Annotated in this window: 17 protein-coding genes; 6 read left to right on the plus strand and 11 right to left on the minus strand. The window is 71.9% G+C overall.

What is annotated here, in order from left to right:
• Positions 1-73 precede the first annotated feature (73 nt).
• The gene (locus NUV38_RS00440; protein ID WP_257727247.1) at positions 74-1405 is read left to right on the plus strand and encodes a lipase family protein; all 1332 of its coding nucleotides are present in this window, start codon (positions 74-76) and stop codon (positions 1403-1405) included.
• Here NUV38_RS00440 and NUV38_RS00445 read toward each other — a convergent pair.
• Positions 1402-1917, minus strand: coding sequence for a gluconokinase (locus NUV38_RS00445; RefSeq protein ID WP_257727248.1), 516 nt, complete (start codon positions 1915-1917; stop codon positions 1402-1404). The genes NUV38_RS00440 and NUV38_RS00445 overlap by 4 nt on opposite strands.
• A 32-nt stretch (positions 1918-1949) precedes the next feature.
• Here NUV38_RS00445 and NUV38_RS00450 point away from each other — a divergent pair, with 32 nt between their 5' ends.
• Positions 1950-2633, plus strand: a complete 684-nt coding sequence (locus tag NUV38_RS00450; RefSeq protein ID WP_257727249.1) for a FadR/GntR family transcriptional regulator — start codon at positions 1950-1952, stop codon at positions 2631-2633.
• Between the two features lie 23 nt (positions 2634-2656).
• Here NUV38_RS00450 and NUV38_RS00455 read toward each other — a convergent pair whose 3' ends face one another.
• The 3 genes from NUV38_RS00455 to NUV38_RS00465 all read right to left on the minus strand — a co-directional run bounded on the left by NUV38_RS00455 (position 2657) and on the right by NUV38_RS00465 (position 7237).
• A complete protein-coding gene (locus tag NUV38_RS00455) occupies positions 2657-4039 on the minus strand; it encodes a GntP family permease (protein ID WP_257727250.1) in 1383 nt (460 codons plus the stop codon).
• Positions 4040-4181: 142 nt separating this feature from the next.
• Positions 4182-6857: a DEAD/DEAH box helicase gene (locus tag NUV38_RS00460; RefSeq protein WP_257727251.1), complete on the minus strand. Its 2676-nt coding sequence runs from the start codon at positions 6855-6857 to the stop codon at positions 4182-4184.
• A 59-nt stretch (positions 6858-6916) separates the two neighbouring features.
• Entirely contained in the window at positions 6917-7237 is a 321-nt protein-coding gene (locus NUV38_RS00465) for a putative quinol monooxygenase (protein ID WP_257727252.1), read from the minus strand.
• 99 nt (positions 7238-7336) lie between these two features.
• Between NUV38_RS00465 and NUV38_RS00470 the strand changes: the two genes are divergently transcribed.
• The gene (locus tag NUV38_RS00470) at positions 7337-8470 is read left to right on the plus strand and encodes a serine hydrolase (protein WP_257727253.1); all 1134 of its coding nucleotides are present in this window, start codon (positions 7337-7339) and stop codon (positions 8468-8470) included.
• A gap of 15 nt (positions 8471-8485) precedes the next feature.
• Here the strand turns inward: NUV38_RS00470 and NUV38_RS00475 are convergent, their stop codons facing one another.
• Positions 8486-8881 (minus strand): co-chaperone YbbN, encoded by a 396-nt coding sequence (locus NUV38_RS00475; RefSeq protein ID WP_257727254.1) that lies wholly within the window; start codon positions 8879-8881, stop codon positions 8486-8488.
• A gap of 146 nt (positions 8882-9027) precedes the next feature.
• Here NUV38_RS00475 and NUV38_RS00480 point away from each other — a divergent pair, with 146 nt between their 5' ends.
• The gene (locus NUV38_RS00480) at positions 9028-10692 is read left to right on the plus strand and encodes a DUF6884 domain-containing protein (RefSeq protein ID WP_257727255.1); all 1665 of its coding nucleotides are present in this window, start codon (positions 9028-9030) and stop codon (positions 10690-10692) included.
• A gap of 109 nt (positions 10693-10801) precedes the next feature.
• Positions 10802-10978, plus strand: coding sequence for a hypothetical protein (locus NUV38_RS00485; RefSeq protein WP_257727256.1), 177 nt, complete (start codon positions 10802-10804; stop codon positions 10976-10978).
• A gap of 79 nt (positions 10979-11057) precedes the next feature.
• Here NUV38_RS00485 and NUV38_RS00490 read toward each other — a convergent pair whose 3' ends face one another.
• Positions 11058-11264: a cold-shock protein gene (locus tag NUV38_RS00490; protein WP_055967782.1), complete on the minus strand. Its 207-nt coding sequence runs from the start codon at positions 11262-11264 to the stop codon at positions 11058-11060.
• 181 nt (positions 11265-11445) lie between these two features.
• On the minus strand, positions 11446-11904 hold the full coding sequence (locus tag NUV38_RS00495; RefSeq protein WP_257727257.1) for a CAP domain-containing protein: 459 nt from the start codon (positions 11902-11904) through the stop codon (positions 11446-11448).
• A 274-nt stretch (positions 11905-12178) separates the two neighbouring features.
• Here NUV38_RS00495 and NUV38_RS00500 point away from each other — a divergent pair, with 274 nt between their 5' ends.
• Positions 12179-14572: an immune inhibitor A gene (locus tag NUV38_RS00500; RefSeq protein ID WP_257727258.1), complete on the plus strand. Its 2394-nt coding sequence runs from the start codon at positions 12179-12181 to the stop codon at positions 14570-14572.
• Positions 14573-14668: 96 nt separating this feature from the next.
• On the opposite strand, the gene NUV38_RS00505 is transcribed toward NUV38_RS00500, so the two are convergent.
• From NUV38_RS00505 to NUV38_RS00520, 4 genes are read right to left on the minus strand one after another with little or no spacing between them, the layout of a single operon-like run.
• Positions 14669-15988, minus strand: coding sequence for an MFS transporter (locus NUV38_RS00505; protein WP_257727259.1), 1320 nt, complete (start codon positions 15986-15988; stop codon positions 14669-14671).
• On the minus strand, positions 15972-16406 hold the full coding sequence (locus tag NUV38_RS00510; RefSeq protein ID WP_257727260.1) for a MarR family winged helix-turn-helix transcriptional regulator: 435 nt from the start codon (positions 16404-16406) through the stop codon (positions 15972-15974). Before NUV38_RS00510 ends, NUV38_RS00505 begins: the two co-directional genes overlap by 17 nt.
• Before the next feature lie 45 nt (positions 16407-16451).
• Positions 16452-17654, minus strand: a complete 1203-nt coding sequence (locus NUV38_RS00515; RefSeq protein WP_257727261.1) for an APC family permease — start codon at positions 17652-17654, stop codon at positions 16452-16454.
• A 3-nt stretch (positions 17655-17657) separates the two neighbouring features.
• Positions 17658-18455: an exodeoxyribonuclease III gene (locus tag NUV38_RS00520; RefSeq protein ID WP_257727262.1), complete on the minus strand. Its 798-nt coding sequence runs from the start codon at positions 18453-18455 to the stop codon at positions 17658-17660.
• Positions 18456-18459 lie beyond the last annotated feature (4 nt).

Consider the following 18459-nt stretch of genomic DNA (forward strand, 5'->3'; position numbering starts at 1 on the left):
CGGGGGGGCGGGGGGGGGCGGGGGGGGCGGCCCGCCCGCCCCCCCCCCCCCCCGCCACACCCACCCTTGACGCGTGACGCGCGTCACTGTCACGCTCACCCTGCGCGACCGAGGGTGTCGCGCGATGGGGGAGTCGCCGATGTCCACGTCCATGCCCACGTCCTCACCCGAGACCTGCACCGGATCACCGCGTCCGCGCCGGTCACGGCGGCTCAGGACACGCCTCGCCCTTGCCGCCGCAGCGGCCCTCGCGGGCGGGCTCGTCGCCGCACCGCCGGCGTCCGCAGCCGACTTCTACACCCCGCCGGCCTCGGTGTCGGGCGCGCCCGGCTCTGTCGTGCGCAGCGAGCCGTCGCAGTTCTACCTCGACCCGTTGAAGCTGCTGAAGGCCCCGGCCGACGTCACCCGCGTCATGTACGTGAGCGCCAACGCCGACGGCCCCACCCACGTCACCGGCACCATCCTGCAGCCGCGCACCCGCTGGATCGGGCGGGGCGAGCGCCCGGTCGTGGCCTACGCCGTGGGCACCCAGGGCATGGCCGACCGCTGCGCGCCGTCCAGGCAGCTGGCGGCCGGCACCGAGTACGAGGGCGCCTTCATCAAGGGCCTGCTCGCGCGCGGCTACACGGTCGCGGTCACCGACTACGAGGGTCTCGGCACGCCCGGCGTCCACCCCTACGTCGACCCGAGGGCCCTGGGGCGCAACGTCCTCGACTCGGTACGCGCAGCACAGAGGCTCGGCATCGTCACCTCCACCGCGCCGGTGCTGGTCTCCGGCTACTCCGAGGGTGGCAACGCTGCCGCGGGCGCGCTGGAGCTCGCGGCCGGGTACGCGCCGGAGCTGAGGCTCAAGGGCGGCTACGCCGGAGCGGTCCCCGCCGACCTCGCCCGGGTGGCTCCGAAGCTCGACGGCTCGCCGTACGCGGCGTTCCTCGGGTACGCCGTAGCGGCGCTCGACGACGCCGAGCCGCAGCTGGGCATCCGCGACCTGCTCAACGCCCGCGGCCAGGACTTCCTGGACCGCGTGCAGGACAGCTGCACCATCGACGGTGTCGCCTCCTTCGCCTTCACCCGCACGACCGACCTCACGCTCGACGGTCGACCGATCGCGGCGTTCCTGAGCCGCCCGGACATCGCCGCCGCCCTGGCCGAGCGTCGTCTCGGCTCCGTCCGGCCCACGGTGCCCAGCCTCGTCGCCCACTCGAGGCTCGACGACGTCGTCGACTACGCGCAGGATCGCGACATGGCGCGCTCCTGGTGCTCCAAGGGCGCGAAGGTGCGGTTCCAGACGCTCGTGACGCCGACGCACGTCGGGGGAGCGGTGGCCGGGTTCCCGAACGCCTTCGCGTTCCTCGAGGGTCGGGTGGCCGGAACACCGTTCCTGTCCACGTGCGGCCTCTTCTAGCGAAGACCGCGCACGGCCTCGACGCCCCGGTCGACCACCAGGTCGAGCGGGGCGTCGACGTCGATGGCGACGCCCGGCTCGTCGGGCTCCAGCGGCTCGAGCGTGTCGAGCTGGCTGCGCAGCAGGGTCGGGGGCATGAAGTGCTCGCGCCGGCGCATGCGGACGTCGAGCACGTCCACGTCGGCCACGAGGTGCAGGAAGGCCACGGAGCCGGGCGGCTGGTCGCCGCGCAGCAGGTCGCGGTAGGTCCGGCGCAGGGCCGAGCAGCCGAGCACCGTCGGGATCCCGCGTCGGGCGTGGTCGGCAAGGATGCCCGCCAGCTCCTCGAGCCAGGGCCGTCGGTCGTCGTCCGTGAGGGGCGTGCCCGCCGACATCTTCGCGATGTTCGCGGCCGGGTGGTGGGCGTCGCCCTCGACGTAGGTCATGGAGAGCCGGTCCGCGACGCGGCTGCCTACCTCGCTCTTCCCGGTGCCGGAGACCCCCATCACGACCACCTGCAGTGCGCCGCTCATCGGGCCACCTCCCACGCTCTAGAGTCAGCGCCATGGTGACGGCACACTCCGAGGTCCTGGCGGACCTGGGTCCGCGCGTCGTCGACGGCCGCCTGGCGCCCGGTGAGTCCCTGACCCTCGACTCCATCAGTGCCGACTACGCCGTGTCGCGCACCGTGGCCCGGGAGGTCGTCCAGGTGCTGGCCTCGATGGGCCTGGTGGAGAGCCGACGTCGGACCGGCGTGACCGTGCTCCCGCAGGACCGCTGGGACCACTACGCGCCGGCGGTGCTCCGCTGGCGCCTGGCCGGGCCAGGACGCGCACGGCTCCTGCACCAGCTGTCGCAGCTGCGTGCGGCCGTGGAGCCGCCGAGCGCCGAGCTCGCCGCGCACCACGCCTCCGACGAGGTGCGGTCGCAGCTGCTCGACCTGGCCGACGACCTCGAGCGCACCGGCGCCGGTGGCGATCTCCGGTCGTTCCTCGAGCTCGACGTGACGTTTCACCGTCTGCTGCTCCAGGCGTCCGGCAACGTGATGTTCCAGGCGCTCGGGGGCGTGGTCGAGGAGGTGCTCCGCGGGCGGACCGACCACCACCTCATGCCGTCCGAGCCGAAGCCGGAGGCGCGTCGCCTGCACGCGGCCGTCGCGCGGGCCGTCGCCGAGCGGGACGGCGAGGCGGCTCGGTCGGCCATGCACGCGATCTGCGCCGAGGTCGTCGCCCAGATGCGCGACGACTGACCGCACGTCGTGCTCGACGGAAGTCATCCGACGAGCGGGTAGAGCGCCGCGGCGACCGCGAAGGCCGACACGCCCAGCGTCGTCTCCATCACGGTCCACGTGCGCAGCGTCGTCTTCTCGTCCATGCCGAGGAAGCGACTGACGAGCCAGAAGCCGGAGTCGTTCACGTGCGAGAGCACGGTGGCCCCGGCCGCGACGGCGGTGACCAGCAGCGCGATCTGCAGGTCCGACAGGTCGACGGTCTGGCCGGCGATGAGGCCGGAGGCGGTCGTGAGGGCGACCGTCGCCGAGCCTTGCGCCACCCGGAGCGCGGTGGCGAGCAGGAACGCCTGGAGCAGCAGCGGCACGCCGAGGTCTCCGAGGGACTCGGTGAGGGCGTCGCCGATGCCGCTGGTGCGCAGCACTCCGCCGAACATGCCGCCGGCTCCCGTGATGAGGATGACCGAGCACACCGGTCCGAGCGACTGGTCGAGGAGCTGACCGGTCTCGGCGAGGCTGCGGTCGCGTCGGCCGATCGTCACGATCGCCACGAGCAGGGTGAGCAGCAGTGCGACGGGGGTGTTGCCGAGCAGCACCAGCGACTCCACGAGCCGGTTGCCCTCGGCGATGGTGCCGTTCGTGACCAGCGTCGTGAGGACGGTGTTGAGCCCGATGAGGACGAGGGGCACGAGCAGGATCGACAGCACGAGCCCGAACGCAGGCGGGGTCACGGCGTCGCGCTCGGTGCCGTCGCGCTGCTCACCGAGCAGCAGGGTCGGCACGTCGACGTGCACCCGGGTGCCGATGTAGCGCGAGAAGAGGTAGACGCCGACGTACCAGGCGACGATCGCGATCGGCAGGTTCACGAGCAGGACGACGCCCAGGTCGCCGCCCATGACGGTGCCCGCCGCGACGGGCCCGGGGTGCGGCGGCAGGAAGGCGTGCGTGGCGGCGAAGGCGCCCGCGGCGGGCAGCCCGTAGAGCAGGACGGAGCCGCCGAAGCGCCGTGCGACCGTGAGGATGATCGGGAGGAACACGACGAGGCCGGCGTCGAAGAAGATCGGCAGGCCGAAGAGGAACGCGGCGACGCCGAGCGCGAAGGGTGCTCGGGCCTCGCCGAAGCGCCCGACCAGGGTGTCGGCGAGCACCTGGGCGCCTCCGGACGCCTCGAGCAGCCGGCCGATCATCACGCCGAAGCCGACCAGCAGCGCCACCGAGGCGAGCGTGGAGCCGAACCCGGAGGTGAGGGCGAGCGGTACGTCGGCCAGCGGGATGCCGGCGGCCACGGCCGTCAGGAGGCTGACGAGCACGAGCGCGATGAAGGCGTGCAGGCGCACGATGATGATGAGCACGAGCAGCACCGCGACCGCGGCGGCCGCGATGAGCAGCAGGACGCCGGTGCCGTGCACGGGGGTGATGGGATCCATGAGGGTCTCCAGGTCGGGAGCGGGGGAACCGGCGTGAGCCAGGTCACCCCGGAGTGTGCCCCAATGGTATGACCAATGCAACGTCGCGGCCGGCGCGCGACGTCGGAGACCCGTCCGGGGATCGAGGCAGGTGCTGCTGCCCTCAGCGGCGCAGGCGGACGAGGTCGCCGAGCTCGGCATCGGTCAGCTCCGTGAGAGCGCCCTCGCCGGCGTTCACCACCGCGTCGGCCAGGGCCCGCTTGGAGGCGATGAGCTCGGCCACCGACTCCTCGATGGTTCCCTCGGCGATGATCCGGTGCACCTGGACCGGCTTGGTCTGACCGATGCGGTGCGCGCGGTCCGTGGCCTGGTCCTCGACGGCGGGGTTCCACCAGCGGTCGTAGTGGATCACGTGGTCGGCCCGGGTGAGGTTGAGCCCGGTGCCGCCGGCCTTGAGCGACAGCACGAACACCGGGACCTCGCCCGCCTGGAAGCGGGTGACCATCTGCTCGCGGACCGGGACCGGGGTGCCGCCGTGCAGGAACTGGGCGTCGATGCGACGTTCGGCGAGGTGCCGCGTGAGCAGGTGGCCCATCTGGGCGTACTGCGTGAATATCAGGACCGCGCCGTCCTCGGCGATGATCTCGTCGACCAGCTCGTCGAGCATCTCCAGCTTTCCTGAGCGACCCGCGAGGGTGCTCCTCGGCTCGCGCAACAGCTGGGCCGGGTGGTTGCACACCTGCTTGAGCTGGGTCAGCAGCCGCACGACCAGCCCGCGACGCTGCATGCCGTCGCTCGCCTCGATCTGCGCCATGGCCTCGCGGACGATCGCCTCGTAGAGCCCGACCTGCTCGCGGGTCAGGTGCACCCGGTAGTCCGTCTCGGTCTTGGGCGGCAGCTCCGGTGCGATGCCGGGATCACTCTTGCGGCGCCGCAGCACGAAGGGACGCACGAGCCGGGACAGCTCGCCCGCGCGGTCGCGGTCCTGCCCTCGCTCGATGGGCCGCGACCAGCGACGACGGAACTCCTCGAGCCCACCCAGCAGCCCGGGCGTGGTCCAGTCGAGGATCGACCAGAGCTCGGTCAGCCCGTTCTCGACCGGGGTGCCCGTGAGGGCCAGACGCACGGGTGAGGGGATCGCCCGCAACGCCTTGGCGCCGGCGGAGCGCTGGTTCTTGACGTACTGGGCCTCGTCGGCGACCACGACGCCCCAGCCTCGCTCGAACGTCGCCAGCAGGCGGGCGTCACGTCGCAGGGTGGCGTAGGTGGTGACCACGAAGCCGTCCTCCACGCCGTCGAGGCTGCGTCCGGCGCCGTGGTGGCGACGGACCTCGACGCCGGGGGCGAAGCGTCGGATCTCGCGCTCCCAGTTGCCCACGACGGACGCCGGGCAGATGACGAGGGTCGGGGCGGGCTCGTCGCCGGCCTCCCGGGCGAGGTCCTCCAGGTGCAGGTGCAGCGCGATGAGCATGACCGTCTTGCCCAGGCCCATGTCGTCGGCGAGGATCCCGCCGAGCCCGAGGTCGACCAGCTGGGCCATCCACCGCAGCCCGTCGCGCTGGTACTCGCGCAAGGTCCCGGCGAGCCGGGGGGACGCCTCGACCGGGTCGCGCGACCCCTGGTGCGCCAGTCGCTGGCGCACGTCGTCCAGCCAGCCCTCGGTGTCGACCTGGGTGCGGACGTCGTCGACCTCGACCTCGCCCGTGACCGCGGCCCGCAGCGCCTCCAGGGCCGTGATCTCCTGGCTGCGGTGCTCCAGCATCGCCCGAGTACGGGCGGGGTCGACGAGGACCCAGCGGTCGCGCAGCTGGACGAGCCCGTGCTGGGACTCGGCCAGCAGGTCGAGCTCGGCGGACGTCAGCGTCTCGTCCCCGAGCGCCAGGTTCCAGTCGAAGCGGAAGACCTGCGCCCGGGCGAACGCCCGAGGTCGGTCGTGGGGCATCGCCTCACCGACGCGGCGCACGGTGGGGCGGGCGTCGAGCTCGCGCACGAGGCCGTCGGGCCAGAGCACCTCCATGCGGTAGGCGCGCAGCAGGCTCGAGACGCGAGTACGTCCCAGCTCGCCGATCTCGGCCGCGGTCACGGGGACGGAGCCGGTGTCGAGTCGACCGAGCAGGCGCGTGAGTGCCGGCCACGCCGCAGCGGCCGTGGTGATCAGGGTGCGCACGCCGGGCCGCGACCCCGGTCCGAAGTGGTGGTCGTCCTTGCGCCAGATCTCGGCGACGTCGACCGCGGCCCAGGCGGCGTCGAGCGGCTTGACCCGCAGCCGCACGTCCGCGACGGGTCGTTCGGGATCGTCGGAGTCCTCGGCCGCGCGGAAGGTCACGACGAGCTGGCCGCTGAAGTGGCGCGGCCGCACGGGCGCGCGCTCCACCAGGGGTGGAGGTGCGACACCGTCGCGCGAGGTCGTCGAGGCGGAGCTCCCGGAGCGTCCGGGAGCGCCTGCACCGAGGTCCTGGGGCTGGGTCGCGACGGCGGGCGCATCGACCGCCAGGGCGGACAGGAAGCCCCGCACCTTGGCCTGCGCCGAGGCCGGGTCGGGGCCGATCGCGCGCGCTGCCTCCTGTAGCTGGGACGAGGCGGTCGAGTCGGGCGTGGCCAGCCGCCCGGAGGCCATGAGACGCAGGGCGAGGATGGCCGGCGTGGCCCAGGCGCGCACCGAGGCGTCCGCGTTCATGGTCCGGATGCCTTGGCTGAGCGCGCCGATGGCCTCGTTCGCCGTGACCCGCTGCTCGCCGTCCGGAGCCCGGAACACGAAGCGCGAGTCGGCCGGGTCCTCGGCGATCTCGAAGTCGACCGGATGCCTCAGCAGCAGCCTGAGGTCGGTGGTCGTGGGCATCCGACCATTGTCCCTCACGGTCCCAGCGCGTCGTGCAGGGCGTCCACGGTGGCCGTCGGTCAGTCGACCTGCAGCTCACCCATCGGTCCCCATCCGTCGACCGGGACCTGGTGGCTGATGATCTGGGGCGTCGAGACCAGCAGGGGGCGCATGGCCTCCAGGCCGGCCGCGAAGTGGTCGCTCGACACGTGCGCCTCCGCGGCGTCGTCCTCGAACCCCTCGACCAGCACGTAGGTGTGGTCGTCCTCGAGGCTGCGCGACCACTCGAAGAAGAGGTTCCCCGCCTCGGCGCGCGTGGCCTCGGTGAACGGTCCGACCGCCTCGGGGAACGTCTCGACGTGCTCGGGTCGTACGGCGAACTTCACGACGATGAGGATCATGGGGGTCCTTTCGGGGGAGGTGGGTCCGGACCGACCCTAGGTCGCGTCGGCGAGGTCCGCAGCCTGCGCGCTGCCGGGGTCCGGTGAGACAGTGGTCGGGTGCGCGCCGCCCTCGTCCTGCTCTCCGTGTTCGCGGTCGCGGGTGCCTGCACGAGCGCGCCCGACGACGGCGACCTCCGGAGCGACGGCACCCTCGGCGGCTCGCTGCCGACCCTCGCGCCGCCTCCCGAGGTCTGGCCCGCGGCTGAGTGGGACCGCGACGAGGCCGGCCGCTGGGAGGAGCTCGACCGGGCCGCTGCTGCGACCGGCAGCACGTGCGTCGCCGTGGTGAAGGACGGCACGCTCGTGCACCGCTGGACGGCGCCGGGCGCGACAGCGCGCACCGCCGGCCCGGTCTACTCGGTCACCAAGTCCGTCACGGCCCTGCTCGTCGGCATCGCCGTCGACGACGGGCTCCTCTCGCTCGACGACCGGGTGGCCGAGCACGTCCCGCAGTGGCAGGACGGGCCGTCGGCGGACGTGACGGTCGAGCAGCTGCTGTCCATGACGTCGGGTCGGCGATGGAGCTACGACGTCGACTACGGGCAGATGATCCGTCGCGAGCCCGACAAGACGGCGTTCTCGCTCGGTGTCGGCCAGGAGTACCCGCCGGGTGAGCACTGGGAGTACGACAACATGGCCGTCCAGGTGCTGGCGGCGGTCCTGTCCTCGGTGACGGAGGGTGACGTGGAGGGCTTCGCGCGGGAGCGGCTGCTCGACCCCGTCGGGCTGCGTGACACGACGTGGGACCGCGACCCCTCGGGCGCCACCACCACGTACTCCGGCATCCGCTCGTCCTGCGACGACCTGGCGCGGATCGGTCTGCTCGTGGCCCGTGGCGGCCTCTGGGACGGTGGACGGATCCTCTCGGCCGACCTGGTGCAGCGGCTGACGGGCACGCCCTCCAGCGACCTGAACGCCGCGTACGGCGGCCTGTGGTGGGTCAACGCCGAGGGCCGGGTGCAGACCATCGAACGGGCCGCCGGGTTCGGCGCCGACCGGCCGCCCACCACGGGCCGCCTGGCACCCGAGGTGCCGGCCGATGCCCGCTGGGCGATCGGCTACGGCAACCAGATCCTGGCCGTGGTGCCGTCCCGCGACGTCGTCGCGGTGCGCATCGGCGCGCGCCCGTCGTCGCCGGACGACCTCGGTGCGGCCGACCTCACGGCGCGGGCGCTGGCCGGGCTGGCCTGACCGGCCGGACGGGACTCAGTCCCGCAGCTCCTCGGGGACCTCGGGCTGAGCGGCCTGTGCCTCGGCGACCTGGCGGTGCACGTCGTCCATGTCGAGGTCGCGCACGGCCTGGATCACCTGGTCGAGCGCGGGAGCCGGCAGTGCGCCGGGCTGGCTGAACACGAGGACGCCGTCACGGAACGCCATGAGCGTGGGGATCGACGTGATGCCGGCGGCACCGGCGAGCTCCTGCTCGGCCTCGGTGTCGATCTTGCCGAACGTGACGTCGGGGTGCTGGTCGCTGGCGGCGTCGTAGACGGGAGCGAACTGGCGGCACGGGCCACACCAGGAGGCCCACCAGTCCACGAGGGTGATGCCGTCGGTCGTGACGGTCTCCTCGAAGCTCTTGGCGGTGAGGTCGACGGTCGGCATGGTGATCCTCTCGAAGGGTTCGGTACGTCGGGGTCAACACCCGTCGCCCGGACGACATTCCCTGTGATCCTCGTCCCGTTGCGTCATGAACCTCCTGGAGGGTGCTCTCCTCCTCTGCCGTCGCGAGCGGCGGAGCAGAGAGGAGCGTGGGGGAGCCAGTGAAGTACGACCGGCCGGTGTGGCAGCTCATGTACGACTGCGCTGCCGCCATGCCCGATCCCTTCCGCTACGAGGACGTCCACCGCTGGTTCGCGCGTACCTACCCCGAGATCGGCCAGGCGACGATCCGCGCGCACCTGGTCGGCCTGTGCGAGGGGGGACGGCCCAAGCAGGCGCAGTTCGCGAGCCGGGCGCCGATCTTCCGCCGCGTGTCCCGGGGGATGTACGAGGTGATCCCGGAGGGTGAGCGCAAGATCGACCCCGACCTCCCGGCGGACGGCGATCCGACGAGCGTGAGCCCGAGCTCGTCGGACGACACGTCGCGCGGGACGGACGATCCCGTGCGCGACCCGTTCGTCGACCCGTTCGTCGACTCCGCCTTCCACGACGCGACCGTCGTGCGCGCACCCCGGCCCGGGTCCGACGCGGAGCCTGCGGTCGACCGGGACGCCGAGCCGGTCGCCCGAGCCGTCGGCTCGACCTTCGAGGACCTCATCGAGCGCTCAGGCCTGGCCGGTGAGCTGCAGGTGGTGCCCGACCCCACCGCCGAGTCGGCCGACGTGCTCCTGGTCGCGAGCGACGGCGAGCGGGTGCTCGTGCCGGCGCCGTCGCGCGAGATCTTCCGCTCCGACGACTTCCAGTCCGCGCGCCTGCGTGCGCAGGCCCGTGGGGCGAGGTGGTACGTGCTCTCGGCCGAGCACGGGCTCCTGGACCCCTCGGAATGGGTCTCGCCGGACTCACGGGCCCTCGGGGACCTGAGTCCGCACTTCCGTCAGGTCTGGGCGGAGTGGGTGCTCGTCCGCCTCGAGTCGTTGGAGGGAGCGGTGGTCGGTCGACGGGTGCACGTCATCGCTCCGCACGCGTACGTCGGGCCCCTGGCGGCCGTGCTGCAGGACGCCGGCGCGGAGGTCACCGTCGGTGGCCCGGAGCGTCCGGACGACCTGTCCGCGGTCCGCGACCGTCCGCGTCCTCCGCTCGTGGTCCAGCCCCATCCGTCGCCGCAGCGAGGACTCGGCGGCTCCGACGCGGTGCGGGTCCCGTCGACCCAGGACGAGCCGGTTCGGGCGGAGCCGGCGCCGGTCGCGTCGTCAGCCGTCGTGGCCGGCCAGGACGAGCCCCTGCTCGACGACGACGAGGTCTCCCTCGTCGTGCGACACCTGGGGGACGGCGGCGGTGCCGTGGTGCCCGACCGACTCGACGCCATCCAGGAGGTGCCGGGGCTGTTCGCCTGGCACGTCGACGCCGACGGTGCGCGCATGTTGAACCGCAGTCTCATGCTCCCGGTCGGCGCCGGGGTCCTGCACGTGGGACACGCCGGCGCGCTCGGCCGCTGGCCCGACGCGGTCCACAGCCTGCGGCACCTGGTGCAGGACGTCCAGCTCGAGGGGCGGTCGCGGAGCTCGATGTTCCGCGCCGCTCTGGCGGTCGTCCTGAGCGAGCCCCTGGCGATGAGATCGCTCGACGACCCGGCGCTCACCGACTGGATGCGTCGGCACCTGCGTGTCGTCACGTGGCCCACGGCCGAGCGCGACAGCATCCACGCCCTCGCGCACCGGGTGGTCGCCGCGCTCGAGCCGCCGCTCAACGTCGACCACCTGCGGGCGGGTGAGATGAGGCGCCGTCTCGCCGAGCTGCGTCGTCACCACGGCTGAGCCTGCGCAGCACCCGAGCACGAAGCCTGCAGCGGAGCGCCGTCGAGTCGCCGAACACTACCGTCCGGTAGGGGTGCTGCTCGCGAAAACATGAGGATAACCTCATGACATGGACGACACGATCTTCGACTACGAGACCACGGACGTCGCCGCCGGTCGCGCCCGGTTCCCGCGACGCCCCCTGCGCGCCACCTCGGCGCACGACCGCCTCGACCTGGGCACGCGGGTCCGTCGCGACGCGACGGACTTCGCCTGCCACGCGTGGGACGAGTCCGGCCGACTCTGAGCGCCGCCTCGTCGAGGACTCCCGGACGTGACACGGCCCCGTCGAGCCTTCGCTCGACGGGGCCGTGGGTGCGCCGTGGTCAGTCCAGCGGGCGGATGTTGGCCGCCTGCAGACCCTTCTGGCCCTGCTCGACGTCGAACTCGACCTTCTGGTTCTCGTTGAGCGAGCGGTAGCCGCTCGTCTGGATCGCGCTGAAGTGTGCGAACACGTCCTCGCTGCCGTCGTCGGGGGCGATGAAGCCGAAGCCCTTGTCGGCGTTGAACCACTTGACCGTTCCTGTTGCCATTCTTCAACTACTCCTTCGGGTGCGTCCGCGACCGTCGCGGGCGCGTCGTCCGTCGTCTCACCCGCTGGGAGCAACCCGGGCCACGAGGACCCCGAGGTGCCGGCACGGCCGGATCCAACGACAACACGTCCAGCCTAGGTCACGGAGCAGGGCGCGGCGAGGGTCCGTGTCGGCGCGTCGGTCAGCGCGGATTGCCGTACAGCGCGACGGCGTAGTAGCGGTCGTTGGCGTCCCGATAGGCGCCGATGCCGACGTAGCGGTGCCCGGAGCCGATCTGGTTGCGCTGGTGTCCGGCGGAGCCGACCCAGGCGTTCACGGTGGCGGTGCCGGTCGGGTAGTAGCGCGCCAGGTTCTCGCCGATGCCGTCGAGGTTGCAGCGCTTCATGATGGTCGTGAGCTGCGACGAGGGCCGGTGCTGCAGGCTCTTCTTCTGGGTGGCCAGGTACTTCGCCCACGAGTTGGCGTAGGTGTCGAGGCAGGTCTGGAGCTTCAGGGCGACCCGGCCGTTGTCCGCGCGCACCGCGTTGGTGCGGTCGAGGATCTGCTTCTGGTAGGTCGGTGAGCCGATGTAGGCGTGGGCCGCGACGGCGGTGACGGCGAGGAGGACGGCCGTGAGGCCGCCTACGAGCAACGAGCGCATGCAAGGTTCCTGTCGGTCATGCCCCTGGAGACGGCGCGTCCGGCCGTACCCGGATCACTCTGCCAGGTCATCCGGGCGTTCGTGCCGCTGTCTCACGGAGTGGCCCGAAAGAACTAGTTCGTTAGTACTAGCCGTCTCGAAAGTCAAGACTGCCGTTGCTCTCAGCAACCGCTTAGGTTGGTCGGCATCGTGCCTCGTCCGACCCATCCGGTCGGCGGGGCTTGTGGGCGGTCGATCGACTGCCCACACCACACCACGTCCTAGGGGGGACCACGTGAAGCGTGTCACGTCAGGCATTCTGGGCCTCGGACTCGCGGCATCGCTCGGACTCACGTTCGCGGCGCCGACGAATGCGGCCCAAGCACCACCGACGGGGGGAGCGGACCGGATCCAGAAGGATCACGACCTGCCCAACCCCATCGAGGACAAGCGCCGCGAGCTGCGTGAGCAGGCCGTCAAGTCCGTGATCAACGGCGACGCCGAGCCCGTCGAGAAGAACGGCAGCACGGTCGTCAAGGTCGGCAAGGCCGCCAGCCCGGCCGACGCGGCCGCCATGCGGAACGAGAAGGCCTCGGCCAAGACCAAGGCGAAGGCGGCCAAGGGCAAGCAGAAGGACCAGTACGTCGAGCTCTCCCAGGAGCGCGCCGACAAGGTCTTCGTCATCCTCGCCGAGTTCGGCGACGAGCGTCACCCGGACTACCCCGACGGCGACACCGACCCGGCCACCGCGGGTCCGGAGAAGTTCGACGGCCCCCTGCACAACCAGATCGAGGAGCCGGACCGCACGAAGGACAACTCGACGGTCTGGCAGGAGGACTACGACCGCAAGCACTACCAGGACCTCTACTTCAAGACCGGCAAGAACGTCGAGTCGGTCAAGACGTACTACGAGAAGCAGTCCTCGGGTCGTTACACGGTCGACGGGACCGTCTCGGACTGGGTGAAGGTGAAGTACAACACCGCCCGCTACGGCCGCGACGACGCCTCGACGTGGAACCTCATCCAGGACGCGACGACCCAGTGGGTCGCCGACCAGAAGAAGGCCGGCAAGACCGACGCCCAGATCAAGAAGCAGCTGGCGCAGTACGACGTCTACGACCGCTACGACTTCGACGGCGACGGCGACTTCAACGAGCCCGACGGCTACATCGACCACTTCCAGATCGTGCACGCAGGGCACGGTGAGGAGGACGGCGACTCGACGTACGGCGAGGACGCCATCTGGTCGCACCGCTGGTACGCCTTCCTGACCGACCAGGGCGTCACGGGTCCGTCGCAGAACCAGCTCGGTGGCACGCAGATCGGTGACACCGGCCTCTGGATCGGCGACTACACGGTCCAGCCCGAGAACGGCGGGCTCTCGGTGTTCGTCCACGAGTACGGACACGACCTCGGCCTGCCGGACGCCTACAGCACCGCCGGCGGCGACAACAGCAACGAGTTCTGGACGCTCATGGCTCAGTCACGGCTCAACGCCAAGGGTGAGGCCCTCGGCGAGCGTGCCGGCGACCTCGGTGCGTGGGAGAAGCTGCAGCTCGGCTGGCTCGACCACGAGGTGATCGCCACCAAGGAGAAGCGCACGCTGGAGCTCGGGCCGCAGGAGTACAACTCGGCGAAGCCGCAGGGCGCCGTCGTGGTCCTGCCGAAGAAGGAGGTCACGCGCGAGCTCGGCGCACCGGCCTCCGGCTCCAAGCAGTTCTACTCCGGTTCCGGTGACGACCTGGCGAACGCGATGAGCACGGAGGTCTCCATCCCCGCCGGCAGCAGCAGCGCCGCGCTGAAGGCGAAGGTGCGCTACGAGATCGAGGAGGGCTACGACTACGCCTACGTGCAGGCCTCCACCGACGGTGGCTCCACCTGGACGGCCCTCGACGGCACCATCGGAGGGTCCCCGATCGGGGACGACACCTCCGGGCGTCCCGGGATCGACGGGAAGCAGGAGAGCTGGGCCGACCTCGTCGTCCCGCTCGACGCCTACGTCGGCAAGACCGTGCAGCTGCGCGTGTTCTACAAGACGGACGGCGGCCTGGCGCTGCCCGGCCTGTTCGTCGACGACGTGTCGGTCACGGCCGGTGGCACCGAGCTGCTGAGCGACGACGCCGAGGACGGTGGCGAGGCCTGGACGTTCGACGGCTTCTCGATCGTGGGTGCCTCCACGACCGACGAGTACGACAACTACTACGTCATGGGCCACCGGTCGTACGTCTCGTACGACCGCTACCTGAAGACGGGGCCGTACAACTTCGGCTTCGCCACGACGAGGCCCGACTGGGTCGAGCACTACGCCTACCAGACGGGTCTGCTGATCTCGTACTGGGACACGTCGCAGGCCGACAACAACACCATCACCCACCCGGGTGAGGGTCGGAACCTGCCGATCGACGCGCGACCGCGCCCGATCACCGACATGTCCACCGGCAAGCCGTGGCGCGCCCGCGTCCAGGTCTACGACGCGCCGTTCTCGACGCGCAAGGCCGACTCCATGACCCTGCACACGAACGGCAAGCCCAGCTACATCCGTGGCCAGGCGGCAGCGCCGCTGTTCGACGACACCAAGAAGTACTTCTACGAGGAGGCTCCGCAGCACGGCGTCAAGCTGCCTGCTGCTGGTGTGAAGGTGCGGGTGCTGTCCGAGAAGGGCACGTCCATGAAGGTCCGGTTCAACTGACGAGCCGGGACTTCTCCTGATCGGAAGGGGCGCGTACCAGGGGGGTGCGCGCCCCTTCCTCATGTTCGGAGGCGGCTGGGTCCTGCCGCCCGGGGATCACCTGGACCGCAGGACCTCGTCCACGGCGCCGGGCGCTCCGCCGAACTCGTCGGCGACCTCTCCGGCGACCTCCTCGGGGTCGCCGGCCGGGTGACCGTCCTCGTCGAGCCCGGCGTCGGCGTCGCGCAGGGCGCGATGAGCGGTGGACAGGACCAGGGCCGCGGCGAGCACGGCCACGGCGGCCACCGCGAACGGCACGTGCACCGAGGTGGCCGCGACGAGTCGACCTGCGGCGAAGGGGGCGAGACCGCCGCCGATGAAGCGCACGAAGCCGTAGGCGGCGGAGGCCACCGGCCGCTCGACCGGCGAGATCGTCATGACGGCCTGCGTCATGAGGGTGTTGTTGATGCCGATGAAGATGCCTGCCGCCACCACGCAGCCGACCATGAGCCGCTGGTCGGTGGGGTCGACCGCCATCAGGGCCAGGTCGACCGCGAACAGCGTGAACGCTACGTACAGCGACACGGACGTGCCGAGGTGCCGCTGCAACCACGGTGCACCGACCACCGAGAAGAAGGCCACCAGGACGCCCCAGGCGAAGAACACCCATCCGAGCTGGGTGATCGACAGTGCCATCGGGAAGGGGGCGTACCCGAGCATCGTGAAGAAGCCCCAGTTGTAGAGCAGGGCAGCGATGCTCATCGTGGCCAGCCCGCGGTGACGCAGTGCCTTCAGGGGTGCCGAGAGCGGGGTCGTGTGGTCGGGCCTGGGGGTGGCGGGCAGGAGCACGACGGTCGCGACGAGGGCGATCGACATGAGGACGGCGACGCCGTAGAACGGACCGCGCCAGCTGATGTTGCCGAGCGTCCCGCCGACGAGCGGGCCCGCGGCGATGCCGAGACCGAGCGCGGCCTCGTACAGGATGATCGCGCCGGCGAACCCGCCTCGGGCGCTCGAGACGATCGCGGCGAGCGACGTCGCGATGAAGAGGGCGTTGCCCAGGCCCCAGCCGGCGCGGAAGGCGACGATGCCCTCGATGCTGCCGCTGGACCCCGCGAGGGCGGCGAACACGACGATGACGGCCAGGCCGACGACGAGCGTCCGCTTGGCACCGAAGCGGCTCGACACGGCGTTCGTGACGAGCATGGCGACGGCGGTGACGACGAGGTAGCTGGTGAACAGGAGCGTCACCTGGCTCTCCGTGGCGTCGAGCTGCTCCTTGAGCGCGGGCAGGATCGGGTCCACCAGGCCGATCCCCATGAAGGAGATCACGCAGGCGAAGGCCACGGCGTACACGGCCTTCGGCTGGCCGAGCAGGCTCGATCGGGCTCCTCCGTGTCCGCTTGCGTCGGTGGTGCGGTCAGTGGGGCTGGTCATGATCCTCCTGGGTGAGCTCGACGATCGCGTCGACGGCGGCGTCGAGCACGGCGAGCTGGTCGGGTGGGAGTCGGGCGACCCGGGCGGCGACCATCGCGTCCTGCTGTCGACGGCGCTCCGCCAGGGCGTCGCGCCCGGCGTCGGTGACCGCCACGAGCGTCGCTCGGCGGTCGCTGGGGTCGGACGTGCGGCTGACGAGGTCCGAGGCCTCGAGGCGCTGGACGAGACCGGTCATCGCCGGCTGGCCGACGGCCTCGAGCCGGGTCAGGTCCGAGATGCGCGACGGTCCGTGTCGTTCGAGTGCGGCGAGCGTCCCGGCGGCCGTGCGGCTGAGGCGGTGGGAGGCCGTCTCGCGGGAGATCACCGAGACCAGCTCGCGCAGGGCCTGCGCCAGTCGTGCGACATCCGGTTGCGTCATGCAACCAAATGTATCAGGACCTGATGCACCCTGTGCGGTGGGAGGTCATCGCCGCGTCACGCGCCCGGCGAGCAGGCCGACGACCACCACGCCGAGGGTCCACAGGACCCCGGCGATCGGCAGGGCCAGCACGAGCAGCAGGCACCCGGCCGCCCCGATCCGTGCCAGCAGCCTCAGGTATCCGGAACCTTCGAGGGTGAGGGCCGAGGCGTTGGTGAGCGCGTAGTAGACGAGCACGCATCCGCTCGAGGCGGCGACGGCCTCGACCGCACCGACGAACGGCAGCACCGCCACGACGACCAGGCTCACCGCGACCTGGGCCGAGGCAGGGACGCCGCGGGAGGACTCGTGCGCCAGGCGCGCCGGGAGGTGGCGGTCGCGGGCCATCGCCAGCACGGTCCGACTGACCCCGCCCAGCAGGGAGAGCAGGGCCCCGCCCGCCGCGACGACGGCGGTCGTGGCCACGACGGCGGACAGTGCGGGACGGCCGAGCGTGTCGACGGCGTCGGCCAGGGCGCGGTCGCTCGCGGACGCGACGTCGGCGGGGAGGGTGCGTGAGACGGCCAGGGCGACGAGCAGGTAGAGCACGGTGACCAGGACGAACGACACCGCCATGGCGCGCGGGATGGTGCGCTCGGGGTCGCGGACCTCCTCACCGAGGGTGGCCAGCCGGGCGTAGCCGGCGAAGGCGAAGAACAGCAGGGCGGCCGCCTGGACCACGTCGAGCCCGTCGGTGGGCGGGACAGGCGCGACGACCGCGCCCCGTTCGAGGAGCAGGAGGACCGAGCCGCCGACCACGATGACGACCAGGGCCGCCGAGGCGGTCAACGCGTCGGCGGACCGTCGGGCGCCGGCGAGGTCGACGAGCGTGAGGACCACGACGGCGAGGATCGCCGCCGACGTGGCGTGGCCGGGCCAGAGGTGTGCGCCGACCGCCAAGGCCATGGCCGCGCACGACGCGGTCTTGCCGACCACGAACACCCAGCCGGCCAGATGACCCCAGGTGGGTCCGAGACGCTCGCGGGCGAAGACGTAGGTCCCGCCGGCGGCGGGCATGCGCCGCGACAGCCTGGCCGACGCGGTGGCGTTGAGCCCGGCCACCGTCGCCGCGAGGAGGACGGCCGCCACGGCGGCGTCGCCCGCGCGCCCGACGACGGGACCGACCGCCACGAAGATGCCGGCGCCCAGCATGGAGCCGGCACCGAGTCCGGTCGCCCGGACCGGGCCGAGGACCCGCGCCAGCGCCACGTCTCAGACGTCGTAGTCGACGACGAGCGGCGCGTGGTCGGAGAACCGCTCCGCGTAGGTGGGGGCCCGGTCGACCCTGGCAGCGACCGCGGTCGCGGCCAGCTCGGGCGTGGCCAGCTGGTAGTCGATGCGCCAGCCGGTGTCGTTGTCGAAGGCCTGGCCCCGCCACGACCACCAGGTGTACGGGCCGTCCACGTCGCCGGCGTGGGCGCGCGCCACGTCGACCCACCCGAGGTCGTCACGGACGCGGTCGAGGTAGGCGCGCTCCTCCGGCAGGAAACCGGCCTTCTTGAGGTTGCCGCGCCAGTTCTTGATGTCTCGCTCCGTGTGGCCGACGTTGAAGTCGCCCGTCACGACCGCGTGGTCGGCGTGCTCGCGCAGCTCGGCGAGGCGCACCAGCAGCTGGTCGAGGAAGCGATACTTGTCGTCCTGGCTCGGGGTTCCCACGCCACCGGAGTGCACGTAGGCCGAGACCACGGTGAGCAGGCTGCCGTCCTCGAGGACCACGTCAGACTCGATCCAGCGCCCGGCGTCGTCGAAGGACGGGTCGCCGTGCCCCACGCGGTGCGCCTTCGGCTCGGTGCGGCTGAGCACGGCCACGCCGGCGCGGCCCTTCGCGGCGGCCTCGGTGTGCACGACGTGGAAGCCGCTGTCGGCCATCAGGTCGTGGACGAGCGTGTCGGGCGCGCGGACCTCCTGCAGCGTGACGACGTCGGCCTCGACGGCGTCGAGCCAGGGACCCATGCCCCGGCGGAGAGCGGCACGGATGCCGTTGACGTTGACGGTGGCGATGCGGAGCACGCGA

Source organism: Aeromicrobium sp. 50.2.37 (assembly GCF_024655735.1).
Lineage (GTDB): Bacteria > Actinomycetota > Actinomycetes > Propionibacteriales > Nocardioidaceae > Aeromicrobium.

Coding starts and splice junctions, on each gene's coding strand:
- NUV38_RS00460 (WP_257727251.1), bottom strand. CDS start 6,857: ATGCCCACGACCACCGACCTCAGGCTGCTGCTGAGGCATCCGGTCGAC.
- NUV38_RS00475 (WP_257727254.1), bottom strand. CDS start 8,881: ATGCCGACCGTCGACCTCACCGCCAAGAGCTTCGAGGAGACCGTCACG.
- NUV38_RS00505 (WP_257727259.1), bottom strand. CDS start 15,988: ATGACCAGCCCCACTGACCGCACCACCGACGCAAGCGGACACGGAGGA.
- NUV38_RS00450 (WP_257727249.1), top strand. CDS start 1,950: ATGGTGACGGCACACTCCGAGGTCCTGGCGGACCTGGGTCCGCGCGTC.
- NUV38_RS00510 (WP_257727260.1), bottom strand. CDS start 16,406: ATGACGCAACCGGATGTCGCACGACTGGCGCAGGCCCTGCGCGAGCTG.
- NUV38_RS00490 (WP_055967782.1), bottom strand. CDS start 11,264: ATGGCAACAGGAACGGTCAAGTGGTTCAACGCCGACAAGGGCTTCGGC.
- NUV38_RS00485 (WP_257727256.1), top strand. CDS start 10,802: ATGGACGACACGATCTTCGACTACGAGACCACGGACGTCGCCGCCGGT.
- NUV38_RS00465 (WP_257727252.1), bottom strand. CDS start 7,237: ATGATCCTCATCGTCGTGAAGTTCGCCGTACGACCCGAGCACGTCGAG.
- NUV38_RS00495 (WP_257727257.1), bottom strand. CDS start 11,904: ATGCGCTCGTTGCTCGTAGGCGGCCTCACGGCCGTCCTCCTCGCCGTC.
- NUV38_RS00455 (WP_257727250.1), bottom strand. CDS start 4,039: ATGGATCCCATCACCCCCGTGCACGGCACCGGCGTCCTGCTGCTCATC.
- NUV38_RS00445 (WP_257727248.1), bottom strand. CDS start 1,917: ATGAGCGGCGCACTGCAGGTGGTCGTGATGGGGGTCTCCGGCACCGGG.